Below are 26,062 nucleotides of genomic sequence, written 5' to 3'. Positions count from 1 at the left end.
GCACTCGAGTCGCCGGGCGAGGCGTACCGAGGAGGCATCTCGCGGAGGTGACCCGGCCGACACGTGACGGAAACATGGAGCCTCTATCTTCCTGAGAGGGTTCACATCCGATTCGGAGATCCAGACGCCGACGGGGGCCCGATCCGTTCCGTCACGCCTCGACAAGGGAAGAACTCCGCTTGAGATCTCGAACCGCCCTCGCCTCCGGATGCGCCGCGCTCGCGCTCGCCGCTGGCGGCCTCCTGGTCGCCCCGCCAGCGACCGCCACGACCGCAGCACCCGCCGACTACACCCGCGTGGACATCGTGCGTCCGCCGTCCGCTCCGATCGCGGTGCCGACCAGCTACCCGCAGCAGACCCCGCTGACCGAGGTGCCCGTCGACCCGACCGACGCCTCGCTCCTGCGCGGAGTCACCCCCTACGACGCCATCGCGCCGCAGCTGAACGCGCTCGCCGCCCGCTCCGACCGGGTCTCGACCCAGGTGGTCGGGAAGTCCGGCCTCGGCCGCGACATCTACCTGGTCACCGTCACCGCCCCCGAGACCGAGGCCGAGACGGCGCAGCAGGCCGAGTGGCGCGACCGGCTCAAGTACGAGCCCGCCGCCGCGGCCGCCGACGCCGACCTGATGGACGGCTACAAGGTGCCGGTCTGGTTCAACGGCAACATCCACGGCAACGAGTGGGAGGGCAGCGACGCGATCCTCGAGTACATCGAGGGCGTCGCCACCGCCGAGGACGCGGAGACCGAGGCGCTGCTCGAGGGCAACCGCCTCTACTTCACCGTCACCAACAACCCCGACGGCCGCGCCCTCGGCCAGCGCGCCGTCGCCGCGGGCTACGACCCGAACCGCGACATGATCACCGGAGCCACCAGCGAGGCGGCCGTGATCCGCGACCTCTCGAGCGTGCTCCAGCCCACGTACTTCATCGACATCCACGGCTACACCGGGATCCTCCAGGTCGAGCCCTGCGGCCCGCCGCACGGCGAGAACTACGAGTACGACCTCTTCCTCCCGCACGCCTACGCGACCGCGCTCGAGATCGAGCGCCGCGTCGTCGAGGCCGACGTGCCCGGCAACACCTACCTCGCCGAGGACGGCAGCGCCACCACGGACAACACCGGGAAGATCCTCATCCCCTACCGCGACATCCGCACGGGCTGGGACGACTGGCCCCCCATCTTCGCCCCGCAGTACGTCGCCTTCCAGGGCGCGATCACCAACACGGTGGAGCTTCCGCTCGGCCGCACGGCCAACAGCACTCCGGAGGAGATCGCCCAGGGCCAGGCCAACGCGGACATCGACGTCGAGGTCGCCGGGATCGTCATGGACGCCTCCGTCGACTACATCGAGGCCAACCGCGACGCGCTCCTGAGCAACCAGGTCGCCATCTTCGAGCGCGGCGTCACCGGCGCCCCCGCCGTCGAGATCCCCGCCGACGTCTCCGCGGCCGACCTGCCCGCGGGCGTGCCGACCGAGTGGACCGAGATCTGGGACGAGACCGACGTCTACACGACCGAGTACCCGCGCGCCTACGTCATCCCCGTCGACGGCACGCAGCGCTCCGTCTCGGACGCCGAGACCCTCGTCGCGCAGCTGCTCGCCCACGGCGTCGAGGTGTCGCGGACCACGGCCGCCACGAGCGTCGGAGGAGTCTCCTACCCCGCGGGCACCTACCTGGTCGACATGCACCAGTCGGTCCGCGGCCTCGCCAACGTCCTCCTCGCCGACGGCAGCGACATCTCGAGCCGCGTGCCCGAGATGTACGACGTCTCGGCCTGGAGCCTCTCGCTCCTCTGGGGCGCCGACGTGCAGGCGATCGGCTCCACCACCGACGCCCTCCCGGCTGTCGGCCTGGAGCCGGTGACCGCCGTGGCTCCGGTCGGCTCCGTCCCGGCAGGCGCCGACTACCTCGCCTTCGAGCCGCGCGGCGTCCTGGAGTACCAGGCCGTCAACGCGCTGCTGGCCGACGGCGTCGCCCTCGAGCAGTTCGAGGACGGCACGATCGCCCTCCGTGCAGACGCCGCCGGGCTCGCGGCCGCCGAGGGAGCCGCCGCCGCCTTCGGCGTCGACTTCACGGCGACCACCGCCGACCGCGTGCGCGCCGAGGACGGGAAGGCGCTCGACGCCCTCCGCGTCGCCTACTCCGGCACGAACGAGGACCGCGACGCGCTGGCCAAGCTCGGCTTCGCCGATGCGGTCGCCGTCGACGCGGCCGCGCTCACCGCGGGCACCGCGACCCTCGAGGGTGCCGACGTGCTCTACGTGGGACGCGCCCTCTCCTTCACCCCGGAGCAGGCCGCGGGCCGCGCCGTGGTCGAGGAGTTCCTCGCGGCGGGCGGCGACGTCGTCGGCCGCGGTGGCGCTGGAGCGGCCTTCGTGTCCGACTTCGGCCTGGCCGAGCTGACCGCGCAGACCGGCACCAGCGGCTCCAACGGCATCGTCTCGGTCGAGACGCCCGCCGGCGGAGTCCTGGGCGACTACCCGCAGGACACCGCGTTCGTCTCGCCGGCACTGTGGTTCGCCGGTTTCGACGAGTCGGTCGCTGTCGAGCAGAGCTACTCGGAGGACGGCACGTTCGTCGCCGGGCACTGGGTCGACTCCGAGGGTCAGTCCCGGAGCGACGCGGCCGGGCAGGCCTCGGCCGTCTCGTTCTCGACGGAGTCGGGCACCGAGGGCTTCCTCTTCGGCACCTCGCCGGTGTTCCGCAACCACCCGGTCGGAGCGTTCAGCGACGTCGCCCGGGCGCTGCTCGCCGTGGCGCCGGAGGGCGCCGCCGTCGAGCTGCCGGGGACTTCGGAGCCCACGCCGACGCCGGAGCCGACCGGCTCACCGGAGCCGACCGCGACTCCCGAGCCGACGGCGACGCCCGAGCCCACCGCGACGCCCGAGCCCACCGCGACGCCCGAGCCGACCGTGAGCCCCGAGCCCACGTCGACCCCCGAGCCCACGTCGACCCCGGAGCCCACGTCGACCCCGGAGCCCACCGTCGTGCCGACGGCCGGACCGACTGCCACGGCCGCGCCGATCACCGCACCGACCGGCCCCGGCGGCCTCCCCTCCACCGGAGTGGAGACCGGCTCCTGGCTGCTGCTCTCGGGAGGTGCTGTCGCCCTCGGCCTCGGCTCGCTCCTGACGCGCCAGCAGCGCGTCGCCAGCCCCCGTGCCGTCACCAGCCGCGCCAAGCAGCAGTCGCCCTCGCTCATCATGATCGTGCTGCTCTCCGGCGCCGGCGCGCTGCTCTACGGCGCCTTCCTGCTCAACCCGCGCAACATCGGCGACCCCCTCCCGTTCGCCATCGTCATCGTCTGCGAGCTCTACCTGATCGGCCAGGCCGCGCTCACGATGTGGACCGCCCTGTCGAGCACCTACGACCCGCGCGACTCCGCCTTCCACTCCGCTCGAGCGACGCTCTACGGGAGCCCGGTCGACGGCATCCCGATCGGCGAGGACCTCTACCTCGGCCGCCGCCGCATCACCGTCGACGTCTTCATCACGACCTACAGGGAGGACCCGGCGATCATCGAGGAGACGGCCCGTGCTGCCCGCGACATGCGGGGCACCCACGTGACGTGGCTCCTCGACGACGGGGACGACCCGCAGGTCGCCGCGATCGCCGAGCGCCTGGGCGTCCGCTACGTGGTGCGCGAGGACCGCGTGGGTGCCAAGGCCGGCAACGTGAACCACGCGCTCCGTCTGACCGACTCGGACTTCGCCGTGATGATCGACGCCGACTTCGTGACCGTGCCGGAGTTCCTGGAGGAGACTCTCCCCTTCTTCGCCCACGACGACGTCGCCTTCGTGCAGGCCCCGCAGGTCTACGGGAACGCGCACAACTTCATCTCGCGCGGCTCCGCCTACATGCAGATCGTCTTCTACGCCCTCACCCAGCCGGGCAAGAACAAGTACAACTCCGCCTTCTGCGTGGGCACCAACGCCGTCTTCCGCCGCAAGGCCCTCGACGACATCGGCGGGATGTACGAGGGCTCGCAGTCCGAGGACATCTGGACGTCGATCTTCGTGCACGAGCGCGGCTGGCGCTCGATCTTCGTGCCGATGACCCTCGCGGTCGGGCGCACGCCCGAGACGATCGAGGCCTTCGTCCGCCAGCAGGTCCGCTGGGCCGTCGGCGGGTTCGAGATCCTGCTCAAGCACAACCCGTTCTCGCCGAAGCGCCGGCTCACGACCGACCAGCGCGTGCAGTACTTCATGACCGTCACGTTCTACTTCACCGGGATCGTGCCGCTGGGCCTGATCGTGCTGCCCCCGCTGCAGATCTACCTGAACATCACGCCGGTCAGCCTGGAGGTGCCGCTCGTCGAGTGGATCCTCTTCTACTGCGGGTTCTACGTGCTGCAGATCGGGCTCGCGCTGTTCATCATCGGCTCTTTCCGGTGGGAGACGCTGCTGCTGTCGACCGTCACCTTCCCGATGTACACGAAGGCGTTCTTCCTCGCTCTCGCAGGCCGGAAGCCGGCCTGGACCTCGACGGGCGCGACCGGGCAGGCTGCCTCGCCGTTCAACTTCATCAAGGTGCAGATGGTCTTCCTGGTGTTCCTGGCCGCGACCTCCGTCGTCGGCTTCCTCAAGGCGGAGTGGACCGCGGAGTATTCGGTGGCGCTCGCCTGGAACGTCCTGAACACCCTCACGCTCGGAGCGTTCGCGGTGATCGCGGCGCGCGAGCACGTCCTCCTGAAGCGCGCCGCCCGGGCCGAGGTGGTCGCTCCGAGCGGCCCCGCCGCCGCGGGACGCCACGGACTCGCCGTGGGTGCGGCATGACCGCGCTGCGCTGGCTCGGCTTCCTCGCCTCGTGCGCCCTCGCGCTCGGCGTCGCCGCCGCCGGCCTGGTCTACGCGAACAACTCGTCGCTCACCGTGCGGGCGGCGAGCGCTCAGCTCGTCACCGACGAGTACTCACTGGGGACGCCCTACGCGGGCACGATCCAGGACCTCACGATCTCCCGCGGCGACGCGGTGGAGAAGGGGGACGTGCTCTTCAGCCTGCAGAGCACCGTCCTCGAGTCCGACATGCAGACGAAGACGTTCACCAGCGCCGATGTCGGCTACCGGATCGAGGAGGGCGGCCTGATGGTCTTCACGGCGGCGCTGGACGGCGTGGTCACGTCGGTCGACGCCGAGATCGGCTCCTTCGTCGAGGAGGACCAGATGATCGCGGTCGTCGCGATCTCGGACTCGATCCACCTCGAGAGCGAGTTCGTGCTCGGCGCCCGGGACTACTCGCGGGTCCCGATCGGCGGCACCGTCGCCGTGGCGATGCCGGACGGGACGACCGTCGACGCCGAGATCTACGACGTCGAGGTGGAGCGGTTCCACGAGGGGCGGGCGACGACCGTCATCCGCGCGCGCACCGACGAGATCACGACGCAGGACTACACCGTGGTCGGAGCTCCCGTCGCGGCGGAGGTGCGGCTCCGCGACGACGGCGACGGCTTCGGCGGCTGGCTGGTCGCCCAGCTCGGCAGGCTCTTCACGCCGGGCGGGTTCGCGCGGTGAGGCGCGGGGCGGGGGCGGCCCTCGCTCTCGCCCTCGCGATCGCAGGCCTCACCGGATGCACGTCCGACGGCTCCGCGTCCGACTGGGCCGTGGCAGCGTCCGTGCACGCGCGGGAGCTGCCGCAGGTCCCCGGCCCCTACGCGGGGACGGCGCGGCTTGCCGAAGGGGTGCGGCCGCCGACGAACTCGTGGGTGTCCGGACCGGTGTTCGGGGAGGATCTCCCGCTCTACTCAGGGATCCTCACCGTCACGCCGCGCGCCGACGGCTTCACCGTGGGCCTCCCGATCGTGGAGGCGGCTCCGCGGACCGTCTACGCCCTCGCCCGGGACGATCTCACCGTGACGGTCCCCTCGAGCGCGGTGGCGCTCTCCGCGTTCGACGACCTCGTCGCGCACTGGAGCCTCGCGGGTGCCGGTGAGCTCGTCGCAGCCGAGGGCTGGCCCTACGCCTCCTACCGGACCGAGAGCGCCCAGACGGTGCTGATCGGAGGCGCCACCGCTCCCGAGCGCGCGGCCGGCGGCCTGCTCCTGGTCACCGCGGGCGGACAGCGGTACGGGCTGGTGGCGCCCGCCGCCGCCCTCGATACGTTCCCCCGGATGACGCTGGACGGCACGCTGCTCCTCTTCGCGGTGCCTCCGGGAGCGAGCAGGGCGCGGATCGACGAGCTTCGGCGTCGTGCAGTGCCCCTCGAGGGCGCGAGCGTCTCCCACGACGTCACGGCGAGCACCACCACCACGACCTACGCGCTGCGGACCGAGGGCGGCGCCGAGACGTTCTTCGGCCTCGGGGCCGAGGGGGCGATCGGCTACGACACGCTCTACGGCCGGGTGGGGCTCCGTGCGGGAACGTCGTTCTCCCGCGCCGCCCCCACTATCGTCGAGTCGGGGGCGCTCGATCTCGGCTCCCTCACGGCCGAGGAGAAGACGACGCTCCGGACGCAGGTGCCACTCGACGCCGCGGCCACCCGCTTCGCCGCGCCCGACACCTACGGAGCCGGCAAGGAGCTCTACCGCGCCGCTGCTCTGCACCGTCTCGCCGTCGACCTCGGCCTGGAGGAGGTGGCGGCCGACCTGCACGACCGGATCGCCGCCGAGCTCGACCAGTGGCTCGACCCGCGCGGCTGCGCACCGGGTGCCGTGAAGTGCGTCGTCTACGACCCCGTGCTCGGAGGCGTCGTCGGCTCCGCGCCGTCGTTCGGGTCCGACGCGTTCAACGACCACCACTTCCACTACGGCTACCTGCTCTCCGCCGTCGGGATGCTGGCCGCCGAGGACCCGTCCCTCCTCGAGCGGTACCGGACCGTCGCGGACCTGCTCGCCCTGGATCTCGCCTCTCCCGTCGACACCGCCGAGTTCCCGCGGCTGCGCGTGTTCGACGTGTACCGCGGCCACTCCTGGGCCTCGGGGCTCGCTCCGGCCCGCGACGGCAACGACCAGGAGTCGGTGTCCGAGGCGGTCAACGCCTGGAACGGCCTCGCCCTCTGGGCCGCCGCCTCCGGGAACGCGCCGCTGCTCGAGGAGGCGCGCTGGCTGCTCTCCCTCGAGACGCAGGCGGCCGCAGACCTGTGGCTGAGCCCGGAGACGCCGGTCGGCTTCGAAGCGCCGTTCGTCGCGATCAACTGGGGCGGCAAGCGCGACTACGCCACCTTCTTCGACGCGACACCCTCGGCGCTGCTGGGGATCGAGCTGATCCCGATGCCGCCGTCGACCGCGTTCCTCCCCGACCCCTCGCGGGTCGACGAGCTCGTGGCCGGAGCCCCAGGCGCGCCGCTCACCGACTACGTGCTGATGCTGCAGGCGACCAGCGACCCGGCCGCGGCTCTCGCGCGGGCGGAGCGCCTGCCGGACTCCTCGATCGACAGCGCCGACTCGCGCAGCTACCTGTCGGCGTGGATCCTCACCCGCTGATCCCGCACAGCCCGCTCAGCCCGCGTGCGCTCCGAGGAACGCGAGCGCCCGCGGCCAGGCGTCGGTCGCCGCCTCGGCCTGGTAGGTCTGCTCGTTCGCGTCGTTGAAGAAGGCGTGGCCCGCTCCCGGGTAGACGACGACCTCGACGTCCTTGCCCTCGGTCGCCTCGCGGATGCGCGGCACCTGCTCGACGAGGGGAGCGTCCTGATCGCCCAGGAACGCCAGCACCGGCACCTGCAGCGCGCCGAGCTCCTCGGCGGACGCGGTGACGTGCCCGTAGAACGGCACGGCCGCCGCCAGCCGCGGCTCGGCCAGCGCGAGCGCCCACGAGAAGGTGCCGCCGTAGCAGAACCCGGTGACGGAGACGCTGGTCGCGCCCTCCTGGCGCAGGAGCCGCTCGACGAGGGCGCGGAGGATCGCGACGGTGCGCGTCGCGTGCTCCGGAGTGAAGACGGGGGCGAAGAAGGTGCGCAGCTCGACCTGGCGCGGCAGGCGCCGCACCGGGTGGTCGTAGTCGGCGCGCTGCTCCTCGTCGAGCTGCTCGAGCAGGCCGCTGTCGGCCAGGAGCTCGGGGGCGACGACGCTGTAGCCCTCGGCCGCGTAGCGGTCGGCGACCGAGCGGATGTGCCCGTCGACCCCCCAGACCTCGTGGATCAGGATCAGCGCGCGGCCGCCCTCACCGCTGCGGTACACCGGTACGTCGTGCTCGGCCAGGGTCCAGGTCTCATCGCTCGTGGGCATGCTCGCACCCTAGCCCCGGACCCCGGGATCACGCGTCGTCAGAAGTCGTACTCGCAGTTGCGGAGGTTCGCCACGTCCTCGGTGAGCGTCGGCTCCCCGCCGAGCAGGAACGCGTAGTTCTTCGAGTTGGAGGCCAGGAAGCGCAGCGTCGAGTCGTGCACGCAGTCGCGCTCGGTCAGCAGCACGGACGAGCCCAGGGCCGCCGCCGTCGTCGCTCCCGAGAGGGCGTCGGCGAAGGAGGACCCCGCGGCGAGGAAGACGCTGTCCTGCAGCAGCGACTGGGGGTAGGCGCTGTTCAGCTCGACGCTGGTCTCGTAGCGGTCGCGGCCGGCGATCCTCGAGACCGAGGGGGCGAGGCCGCGACGCTCGAAGTCCGCCACGTACGCGTCCCGGATCGAGGGGTCGCCGCCGAGGAACTCCACGTGCTCCGGCGCCAGGTCGCGCACCGCGGTCGCGGTCGCGGAGTCGGCGCCCGAGGTCGCACCGTCGACCAGCAGCACGGGCTGCGCACGCCAGCCGGCGATCGGCGCGGCCGACAGGGCGTCAGGGAAGTTCGTGCCGGTCGCGACGAACATGTTCGAGTAGGGGCCGCTGCCGAAGGCGTCTGCGACGATCCGGCGGGAGGTGTCGTAGCGGTCCGTCCCGCCGATGCGCTCGGTGCCGCCGACGATCGAGCGGATCGCGGAGAGGACCCCGGGGCTCACGCTCAGCTCGCTGCCGACGACCACGACCCGCTCCGGGCGGAGGCGGCGGATCTCGTCGGAGACGACCCGAGGCAGGCGGTCGGGATCGGTGAGCAGGAGCGCGCCTCCGAGGGCGGCGGCGGCCGGGCCGGCGCTCAGCGCATCCGGCCAGTTCGCCCCGCTGGCCACGTAGAGCACCGGGATGCCCGGGGAGAAGTAGCCCGTCGCCTCCACCGAGGTCGCGTAGCGGTCCGATCCGGCGAGGCGGCCGGTGTACTGCTGGTAGTCGCTGCTCAGCGAGAGGTCGATCCCGGCGGCCGATCCGCCCACCGGGACGCGCACGTCGCCCGCGTCGCCCGAGCGGAGGACGTGGTCCCAGTAGCTGTCGTCGATCACGTCGTCGCGGCTCGACGCCCGGACGAGGTAGTCGCCGGGGACGACCTGCTGGAACGAGTACGGGTTGTCGCCGCCCGTGATCAGGTCGAGCTCGCCGGTGCGGAAGTAGCCGTCGGTTCCCGGGTCGCGGTACCAGATGTCGACGCGCTGGTCGCCCGCGACGCCGCTCAGGCGTCCCTCGAGCGAGCCCAGCCGTGCGGTGCGCAGCTGCACGCCGGCCGCCGGGGCCTGGAGCGGCTCGGCGCTGCGGGCGACGGCGCTGCCGCCGGACCAGAGGTCGGCGTACAGGTCGGCGTTGTCCTTGATCAGCAGGTAGTAGGTCTGCCCGGCGGCGAGCCCGTCGATGCTGAAGGTGAGGTCGCCGGCGACGGAGTGGTTCCCGAGGAGCCCCGCCTCGCTCGACCAGACCTCGACGTTCAGGAGGGCGCCGCGGGGAGTGGTGGTCGCGATCGAGCCGTCGGCCTCCTCGACCACGACACGGCCGCTGATCGACGCCGCAGCGCTCGCACGGGCGGCGCTCGGCGCCTCGTCCGGCACGGCGGGCAGGGGGGACTCGGCGCTGGGCTGCCAGAGAGGCTGCCCCTCGGGGAGCACGATCGAGCGGGGCGCGTCGGAGGCGGCGCCGAATGCGGCGACGGGGGCGGCCGACGGCGCGGCCGCCGATGCGGCGGAGGCGAGCGGGCTGGAGGTGATCGCCAGGGCGGCGACGAGGACCGCGGAGGCGGCGGACCTCAGAACGAGCGGGGACACGGCGGAGTGCCTGCTTCCAGGAGGAGGTCGCCCTGCGGCCGACCCGGCGGAGGGGATCGCGCTCATGCTAGCGGCGGCCCGCGCCCCGTCGTCCTCCCCGATCAGGGGTCAGGAGACAGGCGGCGCGACGAGGATGTCGTCCCACTCCAGAGCGCGCTCGAACCGGAAGCCGTGCCGCTCGTAGAGGCGGCGGGCGTCGCTGCGCTTCAGCACGTCGAGCCGGAAGGGCAGACCCGGCCGCGCCTCCTCCGCCATCACCCGGCGCAGGACGGCGCCGCCGACTCCGCGTCCCTGTGCGTGCGGCGCCAGGTAGAAGTGCTCGATCCAGACCGCGTCCGGCTCGACCCGCGCGGCGATGCTCCCGGCGAAGGCGCCGTCGAGCTCGATCACCCGGGTGAGCTCGGGCCGGTAGCCGTCGAGGAAGCGGTGCCGCACGCGGTGCTCGTCGTAGCGGTCGAGCGTCTCGAGCGACGGGCGCATGACGACCGCGCGCAGCTCGGCGATCGCCGCGGCGTCCTCCGCGGTGGCGGGGCGGAGCGACCAGTCGGCGTCGTCGGCCACGGTCAGCGGCCGCGGGGCTTGCGGGTGCGCCGCACCGCCGGCGCGGACGCCTTGGCGCGGGCCGGCTTCTTCTTGCCGCCGCCGGCACTCTCCGCCTTCTCGCGCGCCTCCCGCGCCTTCGCCTTGGCGGCCTTCGCCCGCGACTCGACCTTCGGCGTCGCGGCGGTTCCGCGCGTGGTGTTCGCGCTGCGGCCGCGGACGACTCCGATGAAGTCCTCGACGTCGTCGCCCTTGTCGTCCGTCACCCAGGCGAGGCGGACGGAGGAGGGAGCGACGCCGGTCACCGGCACCGCGGTGACGTCCTTGCGGCTGTGCACGCGCGCCACCGACTGCGGCACGATCAGCACGCCCACGCCGGCCGCGACCTGCTCGACCGCGTCGTCGAGACCGGCCATGCGCGGCAGCGGGCGCCGGGAGCCGTCCGCGAGCTCCTCGGCGACCGCGGCCCACTCCGGCACGTCCTCCGGATCCTGGAGGAGGTGCTCGCCGGCCAGCTCGGCGACGTCGAGCTCCTCCGCGGCGGCCAGGACGTGCTCGCGGCCGACGACGGCGACGGGCTGCTCGTCGTAGAGGTGGATGGAGCTGAGGGCGGAGGAGGAGACGTCGCCGCGGACGAACGACAGCTGCGCGCGGCCGTCGAGCAGCGCCTGCTCCTGATCGCGCTCGGCGACGACGGTGATGCGCAGCGGGAGATCGGAGCGGCGCTGGCCCCAGACGCGGGTCCACTTGGTGGGGGTGACGCCGGGCACGAGGGCGACGGCGAGCACGGGGCCGGCGGGGACGGCGTCCTCGGCGTCGGAGTCGGCGTCGTCGGAGTCGGCGTCGTCGACATCGCTGTCCCCGGCGTCGCTGTCCTCGGAGTCGAGGTCGTCGGAGTCGCCGTCCTCGGAGGCGCCGTCGGTGTCGTCCGACTCGGTTCCGGCTCCGGCGCCGACCGCGCCCGATCCGGCCGACGCGTCGACAGCCGCCGCGTCCGCCCCGCCCTCCGGACGCCCCTCCGCCTCGGGAGCGGCCTGCGGGTCGACGGTCTCGGGCTGCTCGCTCATCCCCTCAGGGTAGGTGGTCCGCGCCGCGCCGGTAGGGTTGCCGCATGGCCAAGGCGACACAGACGATGAAGGCTGCGACCGCGGCGAAGAAGCTGCAGGTCTACCTGCCCGCGACCCCGGAGGAGTTCCAGGAGTCGGCGATCACGCGCGAGCAGTACGACGAGCTCGCCGCGAACCCGCCCGCCTGGCTCGTGCAGCTGCGCGAGGAGGGGCCGCACCCCCGCTCCGTCATCGCCTCCCGGCTGAACGTCTCCATCTCGGGGCTCGCCCGCGGCGGCGTCACCGAGGCGCTGACCACTCCCGAGATCCAGGCCCTGCTCGACGAGGTCCCCGAGTGGCTGCGCGTCGAGCAGAACCGCTACGCGGAGGTCCGCCGCGAGCAGGCCCGCATCAAGTCCGAGCGCGCCGCCAAGGCCGCCGACTGATCGCTCTCCCGCCTGCGGGACCCCGATCCGGCGCGGGCGTCGTGGCCTGCGGACCGGAGCGGGATCCTGCCGAGGGGAGCCGCGCGGCTACTGGTTCGAGAACGCGGCGTCGAACGACGCGGTCGGGGTCCTCCAGAGCAGCGAGCGGATGAAGCCGACGGCCTCCTTCGCGCCGTGGAGGCGGTCCATCCCGGCGTCCTCCCACTCGATGGAGATCGGGCCGGAGTAGCCGATCGACTCCAGCGCCCGGAACGCGTCCTCCCACGGGACGTCGCCGTGCCCCGTCGAGACGAAGTCCCAGCCGCGGCGCGGGTCGCCCCACGGCAGGTGCGAGCCGAGCACGCCGGCGCGGCCGTTCTTCGGGCGCAGGCGGGTGTCCTTGCAGTCGACGTGGTAGATCCGGTCCTTGAAGTCGACGATGAAGCCGACCGGGTCGATGTCCTGCCACATCATGTGCGACGGGTCCCAGTTGAAGCCGAAGGCCGGGCGGTGCCCGATCGCCTCGAGGGTGCGCACGCTCGACCAGTAGTCGTAGGCGATCTCGGACGGGTGCACCTCGTGCGCGTAGACCACGCCGTTCGCGTCGAACTCATCGAGGATCGGGTTCCAGCGGGTCGCGAAGTCCTCGTACCCCTCGTCGATGACGGAGGCCGGGACCGGCGGGAACTGCGCCACGTAGGGCCAGATCTTCGAGCCGGTGAAGCCGACGACCACGTCCACGCCGAGCTTGCGGGCGACCCGCGCCGAGCGCTTCATGTCCTCGGCGGCGCGCTGCCGCACCCCCTCCGCGTCGCCGTCGCCCCAGGTGTAGTCGCGCACGAGTGCCTTGTGGCGGAAGTCGATCGGGTCGTCGCAGACGGCCTGGCCGGTGAGGTGGTTCGAGATGGCGAAGACCTCGAGGCCGTAGCGGTCGAGGATCTCCAGACGCGAGGCGGCGTAGGCGTCGTCCTCGTCCGCGCGCTTGAGGTCGAGATGGTCGCCCGAGGCCGCGATCTCGAGTCCGTCGTAGCCCCACTCGGCGGCGAGTCGGGCGACCTCCTCGAAGGGCAGATCGGCCCACTGGCCGGCGAACAGCGTCACGGGGTGGGTGGCGGGGTAGGTCTTCTCGTCGCTCATGCGGCGATCTCCGTCCGGTCGTCGGCGGCGGGCACGGTCACCCAGACGCCTGTCTCGGCCGCGTCGAGCACGGCCTCGGTGATGCGCGCCGCGCGGAGGCCGTCGGCGAAGGTCGGCAGACCCTCCACGTCGGCGCCCGCCACGGCGGCGTAGGTGTCGCGGGCGAACGCCGTGAAGGCGTCCTGGTAGCCCATCGGATGACCGCTCGGCACGATCGAGAGCCGGGCCGCATCGGGCGCGAGGATCGAGGCGTCGCGCGGCACCAGCAGGGCGCTGTCGCGCCGGCCGACCCACAGCGTCTCGGGGAGCTCCTGCTCGAAGCGAAGCGACTCCTCCAGCCCGGACACCTCGAGCACCAGCTCGTTGCGGTGGCCCGCGGTGACCTGCGAGACGAGGAGCGTGCCGACGGCGCCGCTCTCGAGCCGGACGATCAGGCCGGCCACGTCCTCGGTGCTCACCGGGCGGCCGCCGCGCTCGGCGTGGACGGTGCTCGTGATCGCGGCGAGCGAGTCGATCCGGTCGCCGGCGACGAACTCCAGCAGGTCGACCAGGTGCGAGCCGATGTCGCCGAAGGCGCGCGAGCGGCCGCCGGCGGCCGCGTCGACGCGCCAGTTGTCGTCGGAGGCGCCCAGCAGCCAGTCCTGGAGGTAGCTCCCGCGGACGGTGACCAGGCGGCCGGTCTCGCCGGAGGCGACGCGGGCACGGGCCTCGCGCACCATCGGGTGGAAGCGGTAGGCGAACGGGACGGTCGCCACCACGCCGGCGGAGGACGCGGCCGCAGCGAGCGACTCCGCCTCCCGCAGCGTCGCGGCGAGCGGCTTCTCGCACACCACGTGCTTGCCCGCCTCGATCGCCGCGAGCGCGAGTGCGGCGTGCGTGGCGTTCGGGGTGCAGACGTGCACGAGGTCGATGCTCTCGTCCTCGATCAGGGCCCGGGCGTCCGGGTAGGCGCGCTCGACGCCGAGCTCGGCCGCCGCCCGCTCGCCCTTCTCCGGGGTGGAGGAGGCGACTCCGGCGAGCACCGCTCCGGCGCTGCGGGCCGCGCGGCTGTGCACGGCCGCCATGAAGCCGCCGCCGAGCACGCCGACGCGCAGGGGCGCGGGCATCAGGAGAGGGTCGCTTCGGTCGGGTCCCAGCTCTCGGGCAGTGCGGGGCGGGGCGTCACGGAGCTGGTGACGAGGACCTTCTCGCCGGTCTCGGCGGCCTCGAGCAGCGAGAGCATCACGTCGGTGACGTGGTACGCGAGGTCTCCGGAGGCGGCCTCGGGGCGGTCGGCCCGGATCGCGCGGGCGAGCTCGAGCACGCCGGTGCCGCGGGAGGCGGTCGAGCCGGTCGCCGCGATGACCTCCGGCTCGGCGGACCCGCGGCGGTGCAGGGTGATCTCTCCGTCGTGCTGGTTCGGGTCGGGGAGGACGAGGGTGCCCTCGGAGCCGTTGATCTCGACGAAGCCGGTGCGCGGCAGGCTCGACTCGAAGCTCCACACGCCCTGGGCCGAGGCCCCGGACTCGAAGCGGAGCAGCCCGCCGATGTGCGTCGGGATGGTCACCGGGAACTCGGTGCCCTCCTTCGGGCCGGAGCCCACCACGCGGGTGGCGCGGGCCTGGGACGAGACGGCGGTGACGCTCTCGACGGGGCCGAGGTTCTGCACGAGCGTGGTGATGTAGTACGGGCCCATGTCCAGCAGCGGTCCACCGCCCTCGGCGAAGAAGAACTCCGGGTTCGGGTGCCACGACTCGGGGCCGGGGCCCTGGAAGAGGGTGAGGGCCGAGAGCGGCGTGCCGATGGCTCCGCTCTCGATCACGCGCTGCGCCGTCTGGAGGCCCGCACCCAGGAAGGTGTCGGGAGCGGTCGCGACGCGCAGCCCCTTCTCCTTGGCCAGCGCGAGCAGCTCGATCCCGCTGTCGCGGTCGAGCGAGAAGGGCTTCTCGGTCCACACGTGCTTGCCCGCCTCGACCGCGCGGCGCGCGACCTCGACGTGCGCGGCCGGGATCGTGAGGTTCACGACGATCTCGACGCCCTCGTGCGCGAGGAGCTCCTCGACGGTGCCGGAGGCGGGGACGCCGAAGGCCTCGGCCTGGGTCCTCGCCCGCTCGAGGTCGATGTCGGCGACGAAGAGCACCTCGAGGTCGGGGAAGACGGTGAGGTTGGTCAGGTACTGGGTGCTGATGTTGCCGGCGCCGATGACGCCCACGCCCACGCGGCCGGTGCCGCTCATGCGCCGAGCCCCGAGACGTAGCGGTGGGCCGACTCCAGGCCCTTGAAGATGTCGCCGGCGTAGGCGTCGAACTCCAGCACGGGCAGGGCCTGCGGAGCGGCGGCGAGGATCGCCGGGACGTCCATCGCGCCCTCGCCCGCAGGCAGCTGCTCCTGGGTGTCGGCCGAGATCGGGCCGTCCTTCACGTGCAGGAAACGCACCTGGTCGCCGAGGCGTCCGAGCACCTCGACCGGGTCGTCGCCGCCGACGGCCGCCCAGTAGGTGTCGAGCTCGAGGACCATGCGCGGGTCGAGCAGGCCCGCGAGGTGCTCGAAGGCGCTGCGGCCGTCGACGCGGTTCTCGAACTCGAAGGCGTGGTTGTGGTAGCCGAGCACCAGGCCGCGGGCCGCGGCGGAGTCGACCAGCCCGTTCAGCTCGTCGGCGATGCGGGCGACGTCGTCCGCGGTGGTCCAGCGGGTCGGGTCGACGAAGGGGTCGATCACGGTCTCGACGCCGAGCGAGGCGGCCGTGTCGAGGATCTCGTCGACGGTGGCGTCGCCCTGCGGGCCGAGGAGGCGCGCGTGGGCGCTGGGAGCGCGCAGTCCGCTGGCCGGGAGCGCCGCGCGGTAGGCGTCGGCCAGGTCGACGAACCCGAAGAGCTCGACCGTGGTGAAGCCGATCGCCGCGAGGCGGTCGAGGGTGGCGGGCAGATCGGCCGCGAGCGGCTCGCGCACCGAGTACAGCTGGACAGAGAGGTCTGGGGGTGTGGCCACCGGTGGGGCTCCTGATCGCATCGGAAGGTGTGCCTCGAACCCTACGCGGACTTTTGCTCACGGACAAGCAAAACTAGCCCTGCGCGCCCGCCAAGTCGGGCACCCGCCGCACAGAAGCACGGGCGCTGTGGTTGACTCTGGCCATGTCCCCGCGCCGCCGCATCACCGTCAGCGCGGTCGGCGAGCTGCTGCTCCTGCTGGCCGACGGGGCGCCCCGGACGCGGGCCGACGTGGTCGCCGAGACGGGCCTGCCGCGTGCGGCCGTCTCCGCCCAGCTCGACGTCCTCACCGCCTCCGGCCTGGTCGCCCGGCAGGACGACGCCCCCTCCTCCGGCGGCCGTCCCGCCGCCCGCGTGGCCTTCGACCCGCGGGCGCGCAGCCTCCTCGCCGTCGACCTGGGTGCCGCGCACGCCGTCGTCGCCCTGACCGACCTCGACGGCACGGTCCTCGCCCGCCGCCGCGAGAGCATCGCCATCGCCGACGGCCCCCTCGCCGTCCTCGGCCACGCCCTCGACGTCGCCGCGGCCCTGCTCGGCCGGACTCCGGCGGCCGGCCCGCTCGCGGGAGTCGGCGTCGGCGTCCCCGGACCCGTCGAGCACGCGACGGGCCGCCCGGTGAAGCCGCCGATCATGCCCGGCTGGGACCGCTTCGACATCCCGGAGTTCGTCGGCCGCCGCCTCCCCGTGCCCGTCCTCGTCGACAACGACGTGAACCTGCTGGCGCTCGGCGAGCACGCCGACCACTACGCCGACGTCGACGACCTCCTCTACGTGAAGGTCTCCACCGGCATCGGAGCCGGGATCGTCAGCGGCGGGGCCCTGCAGCGCGGAGCCCTCGGAGCGGCGGGAGACCTGGGCCACGTGCAGGTCCCCGGCGACCGCGGCGAGGCCGACCTCGAGGCGATCGCGAGCGGCTCGGCGATCGCCCGCCGCCTGACCGAGTCCGGGATCGACGCCGCCAGCACCTCCGACGTCGTCACCCTGCTGACCGGCGGGGACCCCACCACCGTCGAGCTCACGCGCGCCGCGGGCCGCGACATCGGCGAGGTGCTCGCCACCTGCGTGAACCTCCTGAACCCGTCCGTCATCGTCGTCGGCGGCAGCATCGCCCAGGCCAGCCACGAGGTCCTCGCCGGGGTCCGCGAGGTCGTCTACCGCCGCTCCCTCCCCCTGGCGACCCGCGCGCTCGACATCGTGCAGGCCGCGGCCCAGGGCGGAGGCGTCCGCGGTGCCGCCCTGATGGTCCGGCGCCACCTCCTCTCCCCCGCGCACGTCGACGCCTTCCTCGACGCCTGAGCCGCCGGCGCGAGCCGTCCCGCCCCGGTGAGACGCCGCGGGTCGGCGTGCCGATTCGACCGGGCGCCGCAGGGGGCAGAGAATGAATCGGTGCCCGACCTGCAGCTCTCCTTCCCCTGGGAGACGCAGCCCGTCTTCACGGACGCCGAGCCCCCGCACCTCCGGAGGGTCGTCGCCGACTCCTCGGACCGCGTCGCCTGGCTCCGCGCCCGCTCGCGCGGCATCACGGCGACCGACGTCGCCCGCCTCTCCTCCCCCGCCGCGATCGGCAAGGCAGCGCTCGACAAGCTCTACGGCACCGGCTTCGGCGGCAACGCCTTCACCGACCACGGCCGCGCCCGCGAGCCCGAGATCGCCGCCTGGGTGCGGAGCGAGCACGCGATCGAGCCCAGCAGCACCCTCTTCCACGCGAGCCAGGAGCGGCGCCACCTCGCCACGCCCGACGGCATCGGCCTCCGCGAGGACGGCCGGCTCGAGCTCTGCGAGATCAAGACCACGACGAAGCCGTGGCGGAGCATCCCGCGCCACTACCTGCGGCAGGTCTTCTGGCAGCAGTACGTCCTCGGCGCCGAGCGCACGCTCGTCGTCTGGGAGCAGCACCGCGACTTCGTGCCGATCGAGGGCGAGCCGAACTCCCGCTGGGTCGACCGCGACGAGGACGAGATCCACATCCTCGTGCGGCTGGCGGGGATGCTGATGGCCGAGCTGCACGAGCGGACGCGCGCCCGGTGACGGTCCTCCTCCTGCACGGCCTGGGCGGCGACCGCTCCCAGCCGCTGGGGCTGCTGCGCTCCGCCCTCCCCGCCGGCAGCGAGGTCATCGCTCCGGACGTCCGCGCCCACGGCGCCTCCGAGCTGATCGGCGCGCCCGGCGACTTCGCCCTCGAGGCGCTCGCCGACGAGGTGACGGAGGAGGTCGTGCGCGCCGGAGCCGCGCACAAGCCGCTCACGGTGCTCGGCATCTCGATGGGCGCCGCGATCGCCCTGCGCCTCGCGGTCCGACGCGTGCTGCCGATCGACCGCGCCGTCTTCGTGCGTCCCGCCTTCACCGCCGAGCCGCTGCCCGAGAACCTCACCGTGTTCCCCGTCATCGCGCAGCTGCTGCACGACCACGGCGCGAAGCGCGGCGAGCGGATGTTCCGCGCCTCGGGCCTGTTCGCGCGCGCCGCCGAGGTGTCCCCCGCGTCGGCGGAGGCGCTGACGCTGCAGTTCCGCTCCCCGCGCGCGGCCGAGCGCGCCGTCCGGCTCGCCCAGATCCCGCGGAACGCCGCCTACCGCGACTCCGGAGAGCTGGGCGAGGTCATCGCGCGCACCCTGGTGATCGCGGCCGAGCGCGACCCCGTGCACCCGGTCGAGGTCGCGGAGGCGTGGGCTAGGGCTCTTCCGGATGCGGACTGCGAGCGGGTGCCGTCGCGGGAGGAGGGCTTCGCCGCTCAGCAGGACCGGATCCGCGGGCACGTCCGCGGCTGGCTCGCTCAGCGCTGAGGTCCTCGAGCGCGAGCACCAGGCCGACGAACGCGAGCCAGAGCACTGCGATCGCCGTCGCCACGAATTCGAGCGTGCCGCCGAGCCGCAGCCACACGCGCAGGAGCGACAGGATCCCGCCCGTCCCGGCGACGACCGCCACCGAGATCCCGGCGGCGAGCGAGAGCCGCGCGACCGCAGGGCGCCCCCGCACGGTCGCCAGCTGGAGCATCGCGGCGCAGGCGGCCCCGAAGCCGAGCACGGCGGCCGAGGTGTGGATGAGGTCCTGCCAGCGGAAGGCCGGCCCGACCGGCAGCGGGCAGCCCGCCGTGCAGGTCACCTGCGAGGCGAGCGCGAAGCAGGCGGCCGCCAGGAGGATCGCGCCCGCCGGGCGGAGGGCGGGCAGCAGGCGGGCGCGCACGGGCCAGGCGCCCGCGGCGATCAGCGCACCGCCGGCCGCCACGAGCAGAAGGGCGGCCTCGAAGGCGCCCGCCGTCGGCAGGTCCGGCGCGCCCATCTCGCTGACGTAGACCCAGCGGCTGGTGCCGATGCTGATCCGGGCGGCCAGGAGGACCACGAGCCCGGCCAGGACAAGGAGGGCACCGCCGACCAGCAGGGTACGTCGGCGTCGCATCCCCTCATCGTGCCAGACCGGGCGCCCGCGGCTCCGCGCGCCAATCTTCTCCCGAGGGTGACACCCCCGTAACAGCGCCGACTCATTGCCTCGATTGACTGGTCGCGGCGTCGGATGCGGGGATCGGGGGCGACGTCCTCGGCACGCTCCACCCGCACGCCTCAGCGACAGGAAAGGCGACGATGCACACCAGCGCGCTCGGGCACGGCCTCGCGATCGGCGAGATCCCGGAGGAGGTCGTCCTCCCCGACACGATGACGGCGGCGGTGATCGACGCGCCGGGCGACGCCTCCGCCCTGCACCTGGCGACCGTGCCGACACCCTCCGCCATCAACGCCGAGTTCACCGTGAAGGTGGTCGCGGCCGGCGTGAACCCGCTCGACGCGAAGACGCGCGCGGGCCAGGGGGTCGCCTCGCAGATCGCCTCCTACCCTGCGGTCCTCGGCCACGACTTCTCGGGCGTCGTCGTCTCGAGCCCCTACCCGGCGCATCCGCTGCGGCCGGGCGACGAGGTCTACGGCTTCGTCATGGTGCCGCGCTACTCGGGCTCCTACGCGGAGTACGTCAGCGTGCCGAGCGTCTCCATCGCGCGGAAGCCGTCGACGCTCTCCCATGTCGAAGCGGCCGGCGTCCCGCTCGCGGCGCTCACCGCCTGGGGCATGGTCGTCGAGCTCGCCAAGGCGCACGAGGGTCAGCGGATCCTCATCCATGCCGGGTCGGGCGGAGTCGGCCACTTCGCGGTGCAGTTCGCCGCCTACTTCGGCGCCTCGGTGGTCGCGACCGGCTCAACCCGCAACCTGCAGTGGCTGCACGAGCTCGGCGCCGCGCAGGTGATCGACCACACCGCCGAGCGCTTCGACGAGCTGCTGTCCGGCGTCGACGTGGTCATCGATCTGGTCGGCAACGTCCACGACGACACGGGCTCGCGCTCGCTGAGGGTCCTCCGCCCCGGGGGCCTGATCGTGAACGCGCCCACCGGGAGCTGGCCCGGGTTCTTCGAGGAGGCGGCCGCTGCGGGCGTGCGCGCCTCCACCTACCGCGTCGCTCCCGACAGGGCGACCCTCGGCGTGGTCTCGCGCCTTCTCGAGTCGGGCGACGTCCGCGTCTTCATCGACGGCATCTTCCCCCTCGCCCGCGCCTGCGAGGCGCACGAGCAGCTCGAGACGGGCCACACCCGCGGCAAGATCGTCCTCACCGTCTCCGAGGGCTGACCTCGGCGAGAGGCCACTCGGTTACGCCGCGCGGAGCGGGTCGCGTACCCGGGTGGCGTCTCGCGGGGAGGGTCAGGCGAGAGAGCGCTCGAGGACGACGTCGTCCTCCCAGCGGTCGCCGACGAGGAAGCGCTTGCGGCCGACGACCGCGAAGCCGTGCTTGGAGTAGAACCGCTGAGCACGCGCGTTCTCCTCGTTGACGCCGAGCCAGACGCCCGCGGCACCGTGTGCCCGCGCCTCCTCGAGGGTCGCGGCCATCAGCGCGGCCGCCGCTCCGGAGCCGTGCCGGCCGGGCAGGAGGTAGAACTTGCTGAGCTCGACGGTCGGACGCAGCCGGATCGCCGCGACGACGTCGGCGTCGGCGGGCTCCCCGCGCACGAGCATCGCGTAGCCGGTCAGCGCGCCGGAGTCGTCGTCGACCAGGAGCGAGCGGAGCGGATCGGCGAGGTGGTCGCGGAAGCGCTCGACCGAGAGCACGGTGCGCACGAACTCGGCCTTCGCCTCCGCGGTGGTGTGCGGCGGGCAGGCCAGCGGGAAGGTCGCGGCGGCCAGCTCGGCCAGGGCCTCGGCATCGGCGGCCGATGCGCGGCGGACGGTCACGGGAGACGCGACGGAGTGGAGCGGCGGATCACCGGTCCAGTATGCCGGGACGACGAAGGAGGGGGCCCGCCGAAGCGGACCCCCTCCTCACGTCAGTGCATGCTCGGCTCAGGCCAGGACGTTGACGTCCAGCGGGATGCCGGGGCCGAAGGTCGTCGAGACGGCGGCCTTCTGGATGTAGCGGCCCTTCGAGGAGGACGGCTTGAGGCGGAGGATCTCGTCGAGCGCGGTCTTGAAGTTCTCCTGGAGCTGCTCCTCGGTGAACGCGGCCTTGCCCACGACGAGGTGCACGTTGGCGTGCTTGTCGACGCGGAACTCGATCTTTCCGCCCTTGATCTCGGTCACGGCCTTCGCCACGTCCGGGGTCACGGTGCCGGTCTTCGGGTTGGGCATGAGGCCGCGGGGGCCGAGCACCTTTCCGAGACGGCCGACCTGGCCCATGAGCTCCGGGGTCGAGACGGCGGAGTCGAACGAGGTGTACCCGCCCGCGACCTTCTCGATGAGCTCGGCGCCGCCGACCTCGTCGGCACCGGCGGCCAGCGCGGCCTCGGCGGCCGGACCGGTCGCGAACACGATGACGCGGGCGGTCTTGCCCGTGCCGTGGGGCAGGATGACCGTGCCGCGGACCATCTGGTCGGCCTTGCGGGGGTCGACACCGAGCTTGAGGGCGACCTCGACGGTGCTGTTGAACTTGGCGGAACCGGTCTCGCGGGCAAGCGCGACGGCCTCGTCGGCCGTGTAGAACTTGCCCTCTTCGAGCTTGGCCGCGGCGGCCCGGTAGGCCTTCGACTTCTGTGCCATGTTGTTTCTCCTTGAAACGAGAATGTGGTTCTAGAGCCTGGCGGGCTCTCCCACGGGGGTGATGGAGTTCTGGTGGTGCCGCGATCGCGGCCGTGACTGCTGCTCGCGGGAGGCGGAGAGGTCCTGCGGAGGCGCTTCCGGACCGGGCGCGCGACCCCGCTGAGGGGCCGCCGTCGGGTTCTCGAGGCTTCCGCGGTGGGTCCGCGCCGGTGGGCGCGTCGCTCCCGCCGTCGAGCAGCGCGTCGCGCTACTCGACCGTGATGCCCATCGAGCGGGCGGTGCCGGCGATGATCTTCGCGGCGGCGTCGATGTCGTTGGCGTTAAGGTCGACCTGCTTCGCCTCGGCGATCTCGCGGACCTGCGCCTGGGTGAGCTTCGCGACCTTCACGGTGTGCGGGGTCGAGGAGCCCTTGGCGACGCCGGCGGCCTTCTTGATGAGCTCCGCCGCGGGCGGGGTCTTCAGCACGAAGGTGAACGAGCGGTCCTCGTAGACGGTGATCTCGACGGGGATGACGTTGCCGCGCTGCGACTCGGTCTGCGCGTTGTACGCCTTGCAGAACTCCATGATGTTGACGCCGTGCTGACCGAGCGCCGGACCGATCGGGGGCGCGGGGTTGGCCGCGCCGGCCTTGATCTGGAGCTTGATCAGGCCGGTGACCTTCTTCTTGGGGGCCATTCTGATTCCTTTTCTCAGGGTTCGAGCGGTCGGGGGCTCCCGGCCGCTCTCCCGCGCATCCGACGGTGCCGGATCGCGGTGGAGGAGGGTCGTCCGGCGCGCACAGAGGCGGGCGCCGACACGAAAACCCGTACGAGCTTACACGAGCGGGGCCACCCCCGACAGGGCGGAGGAGGTGCCGACGCCCGGGGGCGCGTGGGGCGGTGCCGGAGGGGGCGCCGCCCGGAACGGCGAACGCCCCCTCCGACGTGCGGAGGGGGCGTTCACGCGGCGCGGAGGCGACGCGTCAGAGCTTGGTGACCTGGTCGAACGACAGCTCGACCGGGGTCTCGCGCTCGAAGAGCGAGACGAGCACGGTGAGCTTGCCGCTCTCGGGCTTGATCTCGCTGATCGAGCCGGGAAGACCCGCGAACGAGCCCTCCTTGATGGTGATGGTCTCGCCGATCTCGAAGTCGACCTCGGCGGGCAGCACGCGCTGGGCCTGCTTCTGGCCCTTGGCGCCGGAGGTCTTCGAGGGGGCGACGTCCTTGATCTCGACGAGGCTCTTCAGCATCGTGAAGGCCTCCTCGAAGCGCAGCGGGGTCGGGTTGTGGGCGTTGCCCACGAAGCCGGTGACGCCCGGCGTGTGGCGGACGACCGACCACGAGTCCTCGTTGAGGTCCATGCGCACCAGCACGTAGCCGGGGATGCGCACGCGGGTGACCATCTTGCGCTGGCCGTTCTTGATCTCGACCACGTCCTCCATCGGGACCTGGACCTCGAAGATGTAGTCCTCGGCCTCGAGCGAGACCTTGCGGTTCTCGATGTTCGACTTCACGCGCTTCTCGAAGCCGGCGTAGGAGTGGATGACGTACCACTTGCCCGGCTTGCCGCGCAGCTCGGTGCGGAAGGCCTCGTACGGGTCGATGTCGGCGAGGTCCTCACCGGCGGACTCGGCGTCCTCGGCGGCGACCTCGGCCTCGTCCTCGACGGCCTCGAGGGCCGCTTCGGCCTCCTCGACGGTGTCGATGTGCGCGGCCTCGTCGACCGCGGAGTCGGCCTCGGGGTCGTCGACGGAGCCGATGGCGTCCAGCGCTGCCTCGAGGTCGGAGGCGAGGTCGTCCTCGGACTCGTTCTCGTCGATGATGCTCAGCGCACCCTGCTCGGCGGGCTCGACGGCGTCCTCAGCCTGCGACTGGACGTCGCCCTCCTGCTCCTCCTCGACCTCCGACGACTGCTCGGCAGCCGTCGCCCAGTCGACGTCGTCGCGGTTTCTGTCAGACACTCGTCACAACTCTCTCTCGATCGATCGGTCGCGCCCCTCGGGGCGCGTCCCGCTGTCGCCGGCACCCTCCGCTCGCGCGGCCCGGATGCTCTCGGGTCAGGCGGCGGGTGTGCCGAACACGTACGTCACGGCCAGGGCGAACACCCAGTCGAGGAAGGACACCAGCGCCATCATGATGACGACGAAGATCAGCACGACCACGACGTAGTTGCCCAGCTCCTTGCGGGTGGGCGTCACGACCTTCTTCAGCTCGGCGATGACCTGCCGGATGAAGAGGGCGATGCGCGCGAACGGGTTGCGCCGCGCGGCTCGCTGCTGATTGGCGATCGCGACGACGTCCTCGCTCGGCTCGTCGACTGCTTTCCCGGCCACCTGCACGCACCTTTCCCGCACCGGAACCTCCGGTGTGGCCGACCGCCCGTCATGGGCGGCCCTGGACCGATGACCGCAGCGTCGCGGGGACCGCGTGCGACGGGCATCGATGTGCAGGGCGGACAGGGCTCGAACCTGCAACCTGCGGTTTTGGAGACCGCTGCTCTACCAATTGAGCCACCGCCCTATGGATGCCGTTGCGAGCATCCGAGGAGGAGACCGACCCGCCGCCCCACCGCCACGACCCTCGCGGGCGCTGTGGATGAGGGCAGAGATCGACTACCTCGGACGAGTGTACGTGGACCCGCTGGGCGTGTCCAGCCGAGCGGCGGGGGGCCTCGGAGCCCCGTGCGCGCGCAGGATACGCTGGCCGTCGTGTCCTCCACCACGCGCATCTCCGCCCGCATCGCCGCCATCGCCGAGTCCGCCACTCTGAAGGTCGACGCCAAGGCGAAGGCCCTCCAGGCCCAGGGCCGCCCGGTCGTCTCCTACGCCGCCGGCGAGCCCGACTTCCTCACTCCCGAGCACATCGTCGAGGCCGCCTCGGCCGCCGTGCTCGACCCGAGGAACTACCGCTACACCCCCGCGGCGGGCCTCCCCGACCTCCGCGCGGCCATCGCGGAGAAGACGGCGCGCGACTCCGGATGGGCCGTCGACCCCTCGCAGGTCGTGGTCACCAACGGCGGCAAGCAGGCCGTCTACCAGGCCTTCCAGACCCTCCTCGACGACGGCGACGAGGTGCTGGTGCCGACCCCGTACTGGACCACCTACCCCGAGGCGATCAAGCTCGCCGGCGGCGTGCAGGTGGACGTGTTCGCGGGCGCCGACCAGGGCTACCTGGTCACGGTCGAGCAGCTGGAGGCCGCGCGCACCGAGCGCACCAAGGTGCTCCTGTTCGTCTCCCCCTCCAACCCCACCGGCGCCGTCTACTCGGCCGAGCAGACCCGCGAGATCGGCGAGTGGGCCGAGGAGCACGGCCTCTGGATCATCGCCGACGAGATCTACCAGAACCTCGTCTACTCCACCGGCGACCAGGACGACGCGAGCCCGCTCGAGCACGCGACCTCGATCGTCGAGGCGGTGCCGGCCCTGCGCGACCGGACGATCCTCGTCAACGGCGTCGCGAAGACCTACGCGATGACCGGCTGGCGCGTCGGATGGATGGTCGGCCCGGCCGACGCGATCAAGGGCGCCTCGAACCTCCAGTCGCACCTCTCGAGCAACGTCTCGAACATCTCGCAGCGCGCCGCGATCGCCGCCCTCACCGGCCCGCAGGAGCCGGCCGAGGAGATGCGCCTGGCCTTCGACCGCCGCCGCCGCACCATCGTCGCCGAGCTGAACGCGATCGACGGGATCGAGTGCCCCACCCCCGGCGGCGCGTTCTACGTCTACCCCGACGTGAACGGGCTGCTGAACCGCGAGTGGAACGGCACCACCCCGACGACCTCCCTCGAGCTCGCCGACCTCATCCTCGAGCAGGCCGAGGTCGCCACCGTCCCCGGGGAGGCCTTCGGACCGAGCGGCTACCTCCGCCTGTCCTACGCCCTCGGCGACGACGCGCTCCTCGAGGGCGTGCGCCGCTTGCAGCGGCTCTTCGGCACCGTCTAGCCCCTCTCCTCCTGCGTCGTCGATAGGCCGCGGC

General features: G+C 72.8%; 23 protein-coding genes and 1 tRNA gene. 9 read left to right on the top strand and 15 right to left on the bottom strand.

The window, feature by feature from the left end:
• Positions 1-179 precede the first annotated feature (179 nt).
• The 3 genes from C5C46_RS13525 to C5C46_RS13515 all read left to right on the top strand — a co-directional run bounded on the left by C5C46_RS13525 (position 180) and on the right by C5C46_RS13515 (position 7,419).
• Positions 180-4,778, top strand: coding sequence for a glycosyltransferase family 2 protein (locus C5C46_RS13525; RefSeq protein WP_104227057.1), 4,599 nt, complete (start codon positions 180-182; stop codon positions 4,776-4,778).
• Positions 4,775-5,512 (top strand): biotin/lipoyl-binding protein, encoded by a 738-nt coding sequence (locus C5C46_RS17015; protein ID WP_104247768.1) that lies wholly within the window; start codon positions 4,775-4,777, stop codon positions 5,510-5,512. Before C5C46_RS13525 ends, C5C46_RS17015 begins: the two co-directional genes overlap by 4 nt.
• A 191-nt stretch (positions 5,513-5,703) precedes the next feature.
• Complete coding sequence (locus tag C5C46_RS13515; protein WP_104227056.1) at positions 5,704-7,419, top strand: glycosyl hydrolase; 1,716 nt, start codon at positions 5,704-5,706, stop codon at positions 7,417-7,419.
• Positions 7,420-7,434: 15 nt separating this feature from the next.
• Here the strand turns inward: C5C46_RS13515 and C5C46_RS13510 are convergent, their stop codons facing one another.
• From C5C46_RS13510 to C5C46_RS13495, 4 genes are all read right to left on the bottom strand, one after another.
• Positions 7,435-8,160, bottom strand: a complete 726-nt coding sequence (locus tag C5C46_RS13510) for a dienelactone hydrolase family protein (protein ID WP_104223644.1) — start codon at positions 8,158-8,160, stop codon at positions 7,435-7,437.
• A 38-nt stretch (positions 8,161-8,198) separates the two neighbouring features.
• The gene (locus tag C5C46_RS13505; RefSeq protein WP_104227055.1) at positions 8,199-9,989 is read right to left on the bottom strand and encodes a cell wall-binding repeat-containing protein; all 1,791 of its coding nucleotides are present in this window, start codon (positions 9,987-9,989) and stop codon (positions 8,199-8,201) included.
• A gap of 108 nt (positions 9,990-10,097) precedes the next feature.
• The gene (locus C5C46_RS13500) at positions 10,098-10,550 is read right to left on the bottom strand and encodes a GNAT family N-acetyltransferase (RefSeq protein ID WP_258059499.1); all 453 of its coding nucleotides are present in this window, start codon (positions 10,548-10,550) and stop codon (positions 10,098-10,100) included.
• Between the two features lie 2 nt (positions 10,551-10,552).
• Positions 10,553-11,596, bottom strand: coding sequence for a LysR substrate-binding domain-containing protein (locus tag C5C46_RS13495; protein WP_104227054.1), 1,044 nt, complete (start codon positions 11,594-11,596; stop codon positions 10,553-10,555).
• 44 nt (positions 11,597-11,640) lie between these two features.
• Here C5C46_RS13495 and C5C46_RS13490 point away from each other — a divergent pair, with 44 nt between their 5' ends.
• Positions 11,641-12,021, top strand: coding sequence for a DUF5997 family protein (locus C5C46_RS13490; RefSeq protein WP_104223641.1), 381 nt, complete (start codon positions 11,641-11,643; stop codon positions 12,019-12,021).
• Between the two features lie 87 nt (positions 12,022-12,108).
• On the opposite strand, the gene C5C46_RS13485 is transcribed toward C5C46_RS13490, so the two are convergent.
• Genes C5C46_RS13485 through C5C46_RS13470 form a run of 4 tightly spaced genes read right to left on the bottom strand, consistent with a single transcriptional unit; the run spans position 12,109 to position 16,104 of the window.
• The gene (locus C5C46_RS13485) at positions 12,109-13,137 is read right to left on the bottom strand and encodes a sugar phosphate isomerase/epimerase (RefSeq protein WP_181136532.1); all 1,029 of its coding nucleotides are present in this window, start codon (positions 13,135-13,137) and stop codon (positions 12,109-12,111) included.
• Positions 13,134-14,243: a Gfo/Idh/MocA family protein gene (locus C5C46_RS13480; protein WP_104227053.1), complete on the bottom strand. Its 1,110-nt coding sequence runs from the start codon at positions 14,241-14,243 to the stop codon at positions 13,134-13,136. Before C5C46_RS13480 ends, C5C46_RS13485 begins: the two co-directional genes overlap by 4 nt.
• Positions 14,243-15,352: a Gfo/Idh/MocA family protein gene (locus C5C46_RS13475; protein WP_104227052.1), complete on the bottom strand. Its 1,110-nt coding sequence runs from the start codon at positions 15,350-15,352 to the stop codon at positions 14,243-14,245. The genes C5C46_RS13480 and C5C46_RS13475 overlap by 1 nt, the downstream gene beginning before the upstream one ends.
• Positions 15,349-16,104, bottom strand: coding sequence for a sugar phosphate isomerase/epimerase (locus C5C46_RS13470; protein WP_258059497.1), 756 nt, complete (start codon positions 16,102-16,104; stop codon positions 15,349-15,351). Before C5C46_RS13470 ends, C5C46_RS13475 begins: the two co-directional genes overlap by 4 nt.
• Positions 16,105-16,247: 143 nt before the next feature.
• On the opposite strand from C5C46_RS13470, the gene C5C46_RS13465 reads away from it, so the two are divergent.
• The 3 genes from C5C46_RS13465 to C5C46_RS13460 all read left to right on the top strand — a co-directional run bounded on the left by C5C46_RS13465 (position 16,248) and on the right by C5C46_RS13460 (position 18,883).
• Complete coding sequence (locus C5C46_RS13465) at positions 16,248-17,399, top strand: ROK family transcriptional regulator (protein ID WP_104223637.1); 1,152 nt, start codon at positions 16,248-16,250, stop codon at positions 17,397-17,399.
• 99 nt (positions 17,400-17,498) lie between these two features.
• Positions 17,499-18,131 (top strand): YqaJ viral recombinase family protein, encoded by a 633-nt coding sequence (locus C5C46_RS16635; RefSeq protein WP_104223661.1) that lies wholly within the window; start codon positions 17,499-17,501, stop codon positions 18,129-18,131.
• Positions 18,128-18,883: an alpha/beta fold hydrolase gene (locus C5C46_RS13460; RefSeq protein ID WP_181136531.1), complete on the top strand. Its 756-nt coding sequence runs from the start codon at positions 18,128-18,130 to the stop codon at positions 18,881-18,883. Before C5C46_RS16635 ends, C5C46_RS13460 begins: the two co-directional genes overlap by 4 nt.
• On the opposite strand, the gene C5C46_RS13455 is transcribed toward C5C46_RS13460, so the two are convergent.
• The gene (locus C5C46_RS13455; protein WP_104227049.1) at positions 18,771-19,496 is read right to left on the bottom strand and encodes a DUF998 domain-containing protein; all 726 of its coding nucleotides are present in this window, start codon (positions 19,494-19,496) and stop codon (positions 18,771-18,773) included. The genes C5C46_RS13460 and C5C46_RS13455 overlap by 113 nt on opposite strands.
• Positions 19,497-19,678: 182 nt before the next feature.
• Between C5C46_RS13455 and C5C46_RS13450 the strand changes: the two genes are divergently transcribed.
• Positions 19,679-20,707 (top strand): NADP-dependent oxidoreductase, encoded by a 1,029-nt coding sequence (locus tag C5C46_RS13450; RefSeq protein ID WP_374953797.1) that lies wholly within the window; start codon positions 19,679-19,681, stop codon positions 20,705-20,707.
• Positions 20,708-20,779: 72 nt separating this feature from the next.
• On the opposite strand, the gene C5C46_RS13445 is transcribed toward C5C46_RS13450, so the two are convergent.
• The 6 genes from C5C46_RS13445 to C5C46_RS13420 form a co-directional block, all read right to left on the bottom strand.
• The gene (locus C5C46_RS13445) at positions 20,780-21,307 is read right to left on the bottom strand and encodes a GNAT family N-acetyltransferase (protein WP_104227048.1); all 528 of its coding nucleotides are present in this window, start codon (positions 21,305-21,307) and stop codon (positions 20,780-20,782) included.
• 108 nt (positions 21,308-21,415) lie between these two features.
• On the bottom strand, positions 21,416-22,108 hold the full coding sequence (rplA, locus tag C5C46_RS13440; protein ID WP_104223633.1) for a 50S ribosomal protein L1: 693 nt from the start codon (positions 22,106-22,108) through the stop codon (positions 21,416-21,418).
• Positions 22,109-22,355: 247 nt separating this feature from the next.
• A complete protein-coding gene (rplK, locus tag C5C46_RS13435) occupies positions 22,356-22,784 on the bottom strand; it encodes a 50S ribosomal protein L11 (RefSeq protein ID WP_104223632.1) in 429 nt (142 codons plus the stop codon).
• Between the two features lie 286 nt (positions 22,785-23,070).
• A complete protein-coding gene (gene nusG / locus C5C46_RS13430) occupies positions 23,071-24,048 on the bottom strand; it encodes a transcription termination/antitermination protein NusG (RefSeq protein WP_104223631.1) in 978 nt (325 codons plus the stop codon).
• Positions 24,049-24,144: 96 nt separating this feature from the next.
• A complete protein-coding gene (gene secE, locus C5C46_RS13425) occupies positions 24,145-24,420 on the bottom strand; it encodes a preprotein translocase subunit SecE (RefSeq protein ID WP_068208793.1) in 276 nt (91 codons plus the stop codon).
• A 114-nt stretch (positions 24,421-24,534) separates the two neighbouring features.
• Positions 24,535-24,607 (bottom strand) — tRNA-Trp (locus C5C46_RS13420).
• 179 nt (positions 24,608-24,786) lie between these two features.
• Between C5C46_RS13420 and C5C46_RS13415 the strand changes: the two genes are divergently transcribed.
• Positions 24,787-26,028: a pyridoxal phosphate-dependent aminotransferase gene (locus C5C46_RS13415; RefSeq protein ID WP_374953278.1), complete on the top strand. Its 1,242-nt coding sequence runs from the start codon at positions 24,787-24,789 to the stop codon at positions 26,026-26,028.
• The last annotated feature ends 34 nt before the right edge of the window (positions 26,029-26,062 follow it).

Origin of the sequence: Rathayibacter sp. AY1E6 (assembly GCF_002931115.1) — a bacterium.
In the GTDB taxonomy this organism is placed as follows: domain Bacteria; phylum Actinomycetota; class Actinomycetes; order Actinomycetales; family Microbacteriaceae; genus Rathayibacter.
The sequence above is the reverse complement of the archived record's forward strand: the minus strand, read 5'-3'. Positions and strand labels throughout refer to the sequence as shown.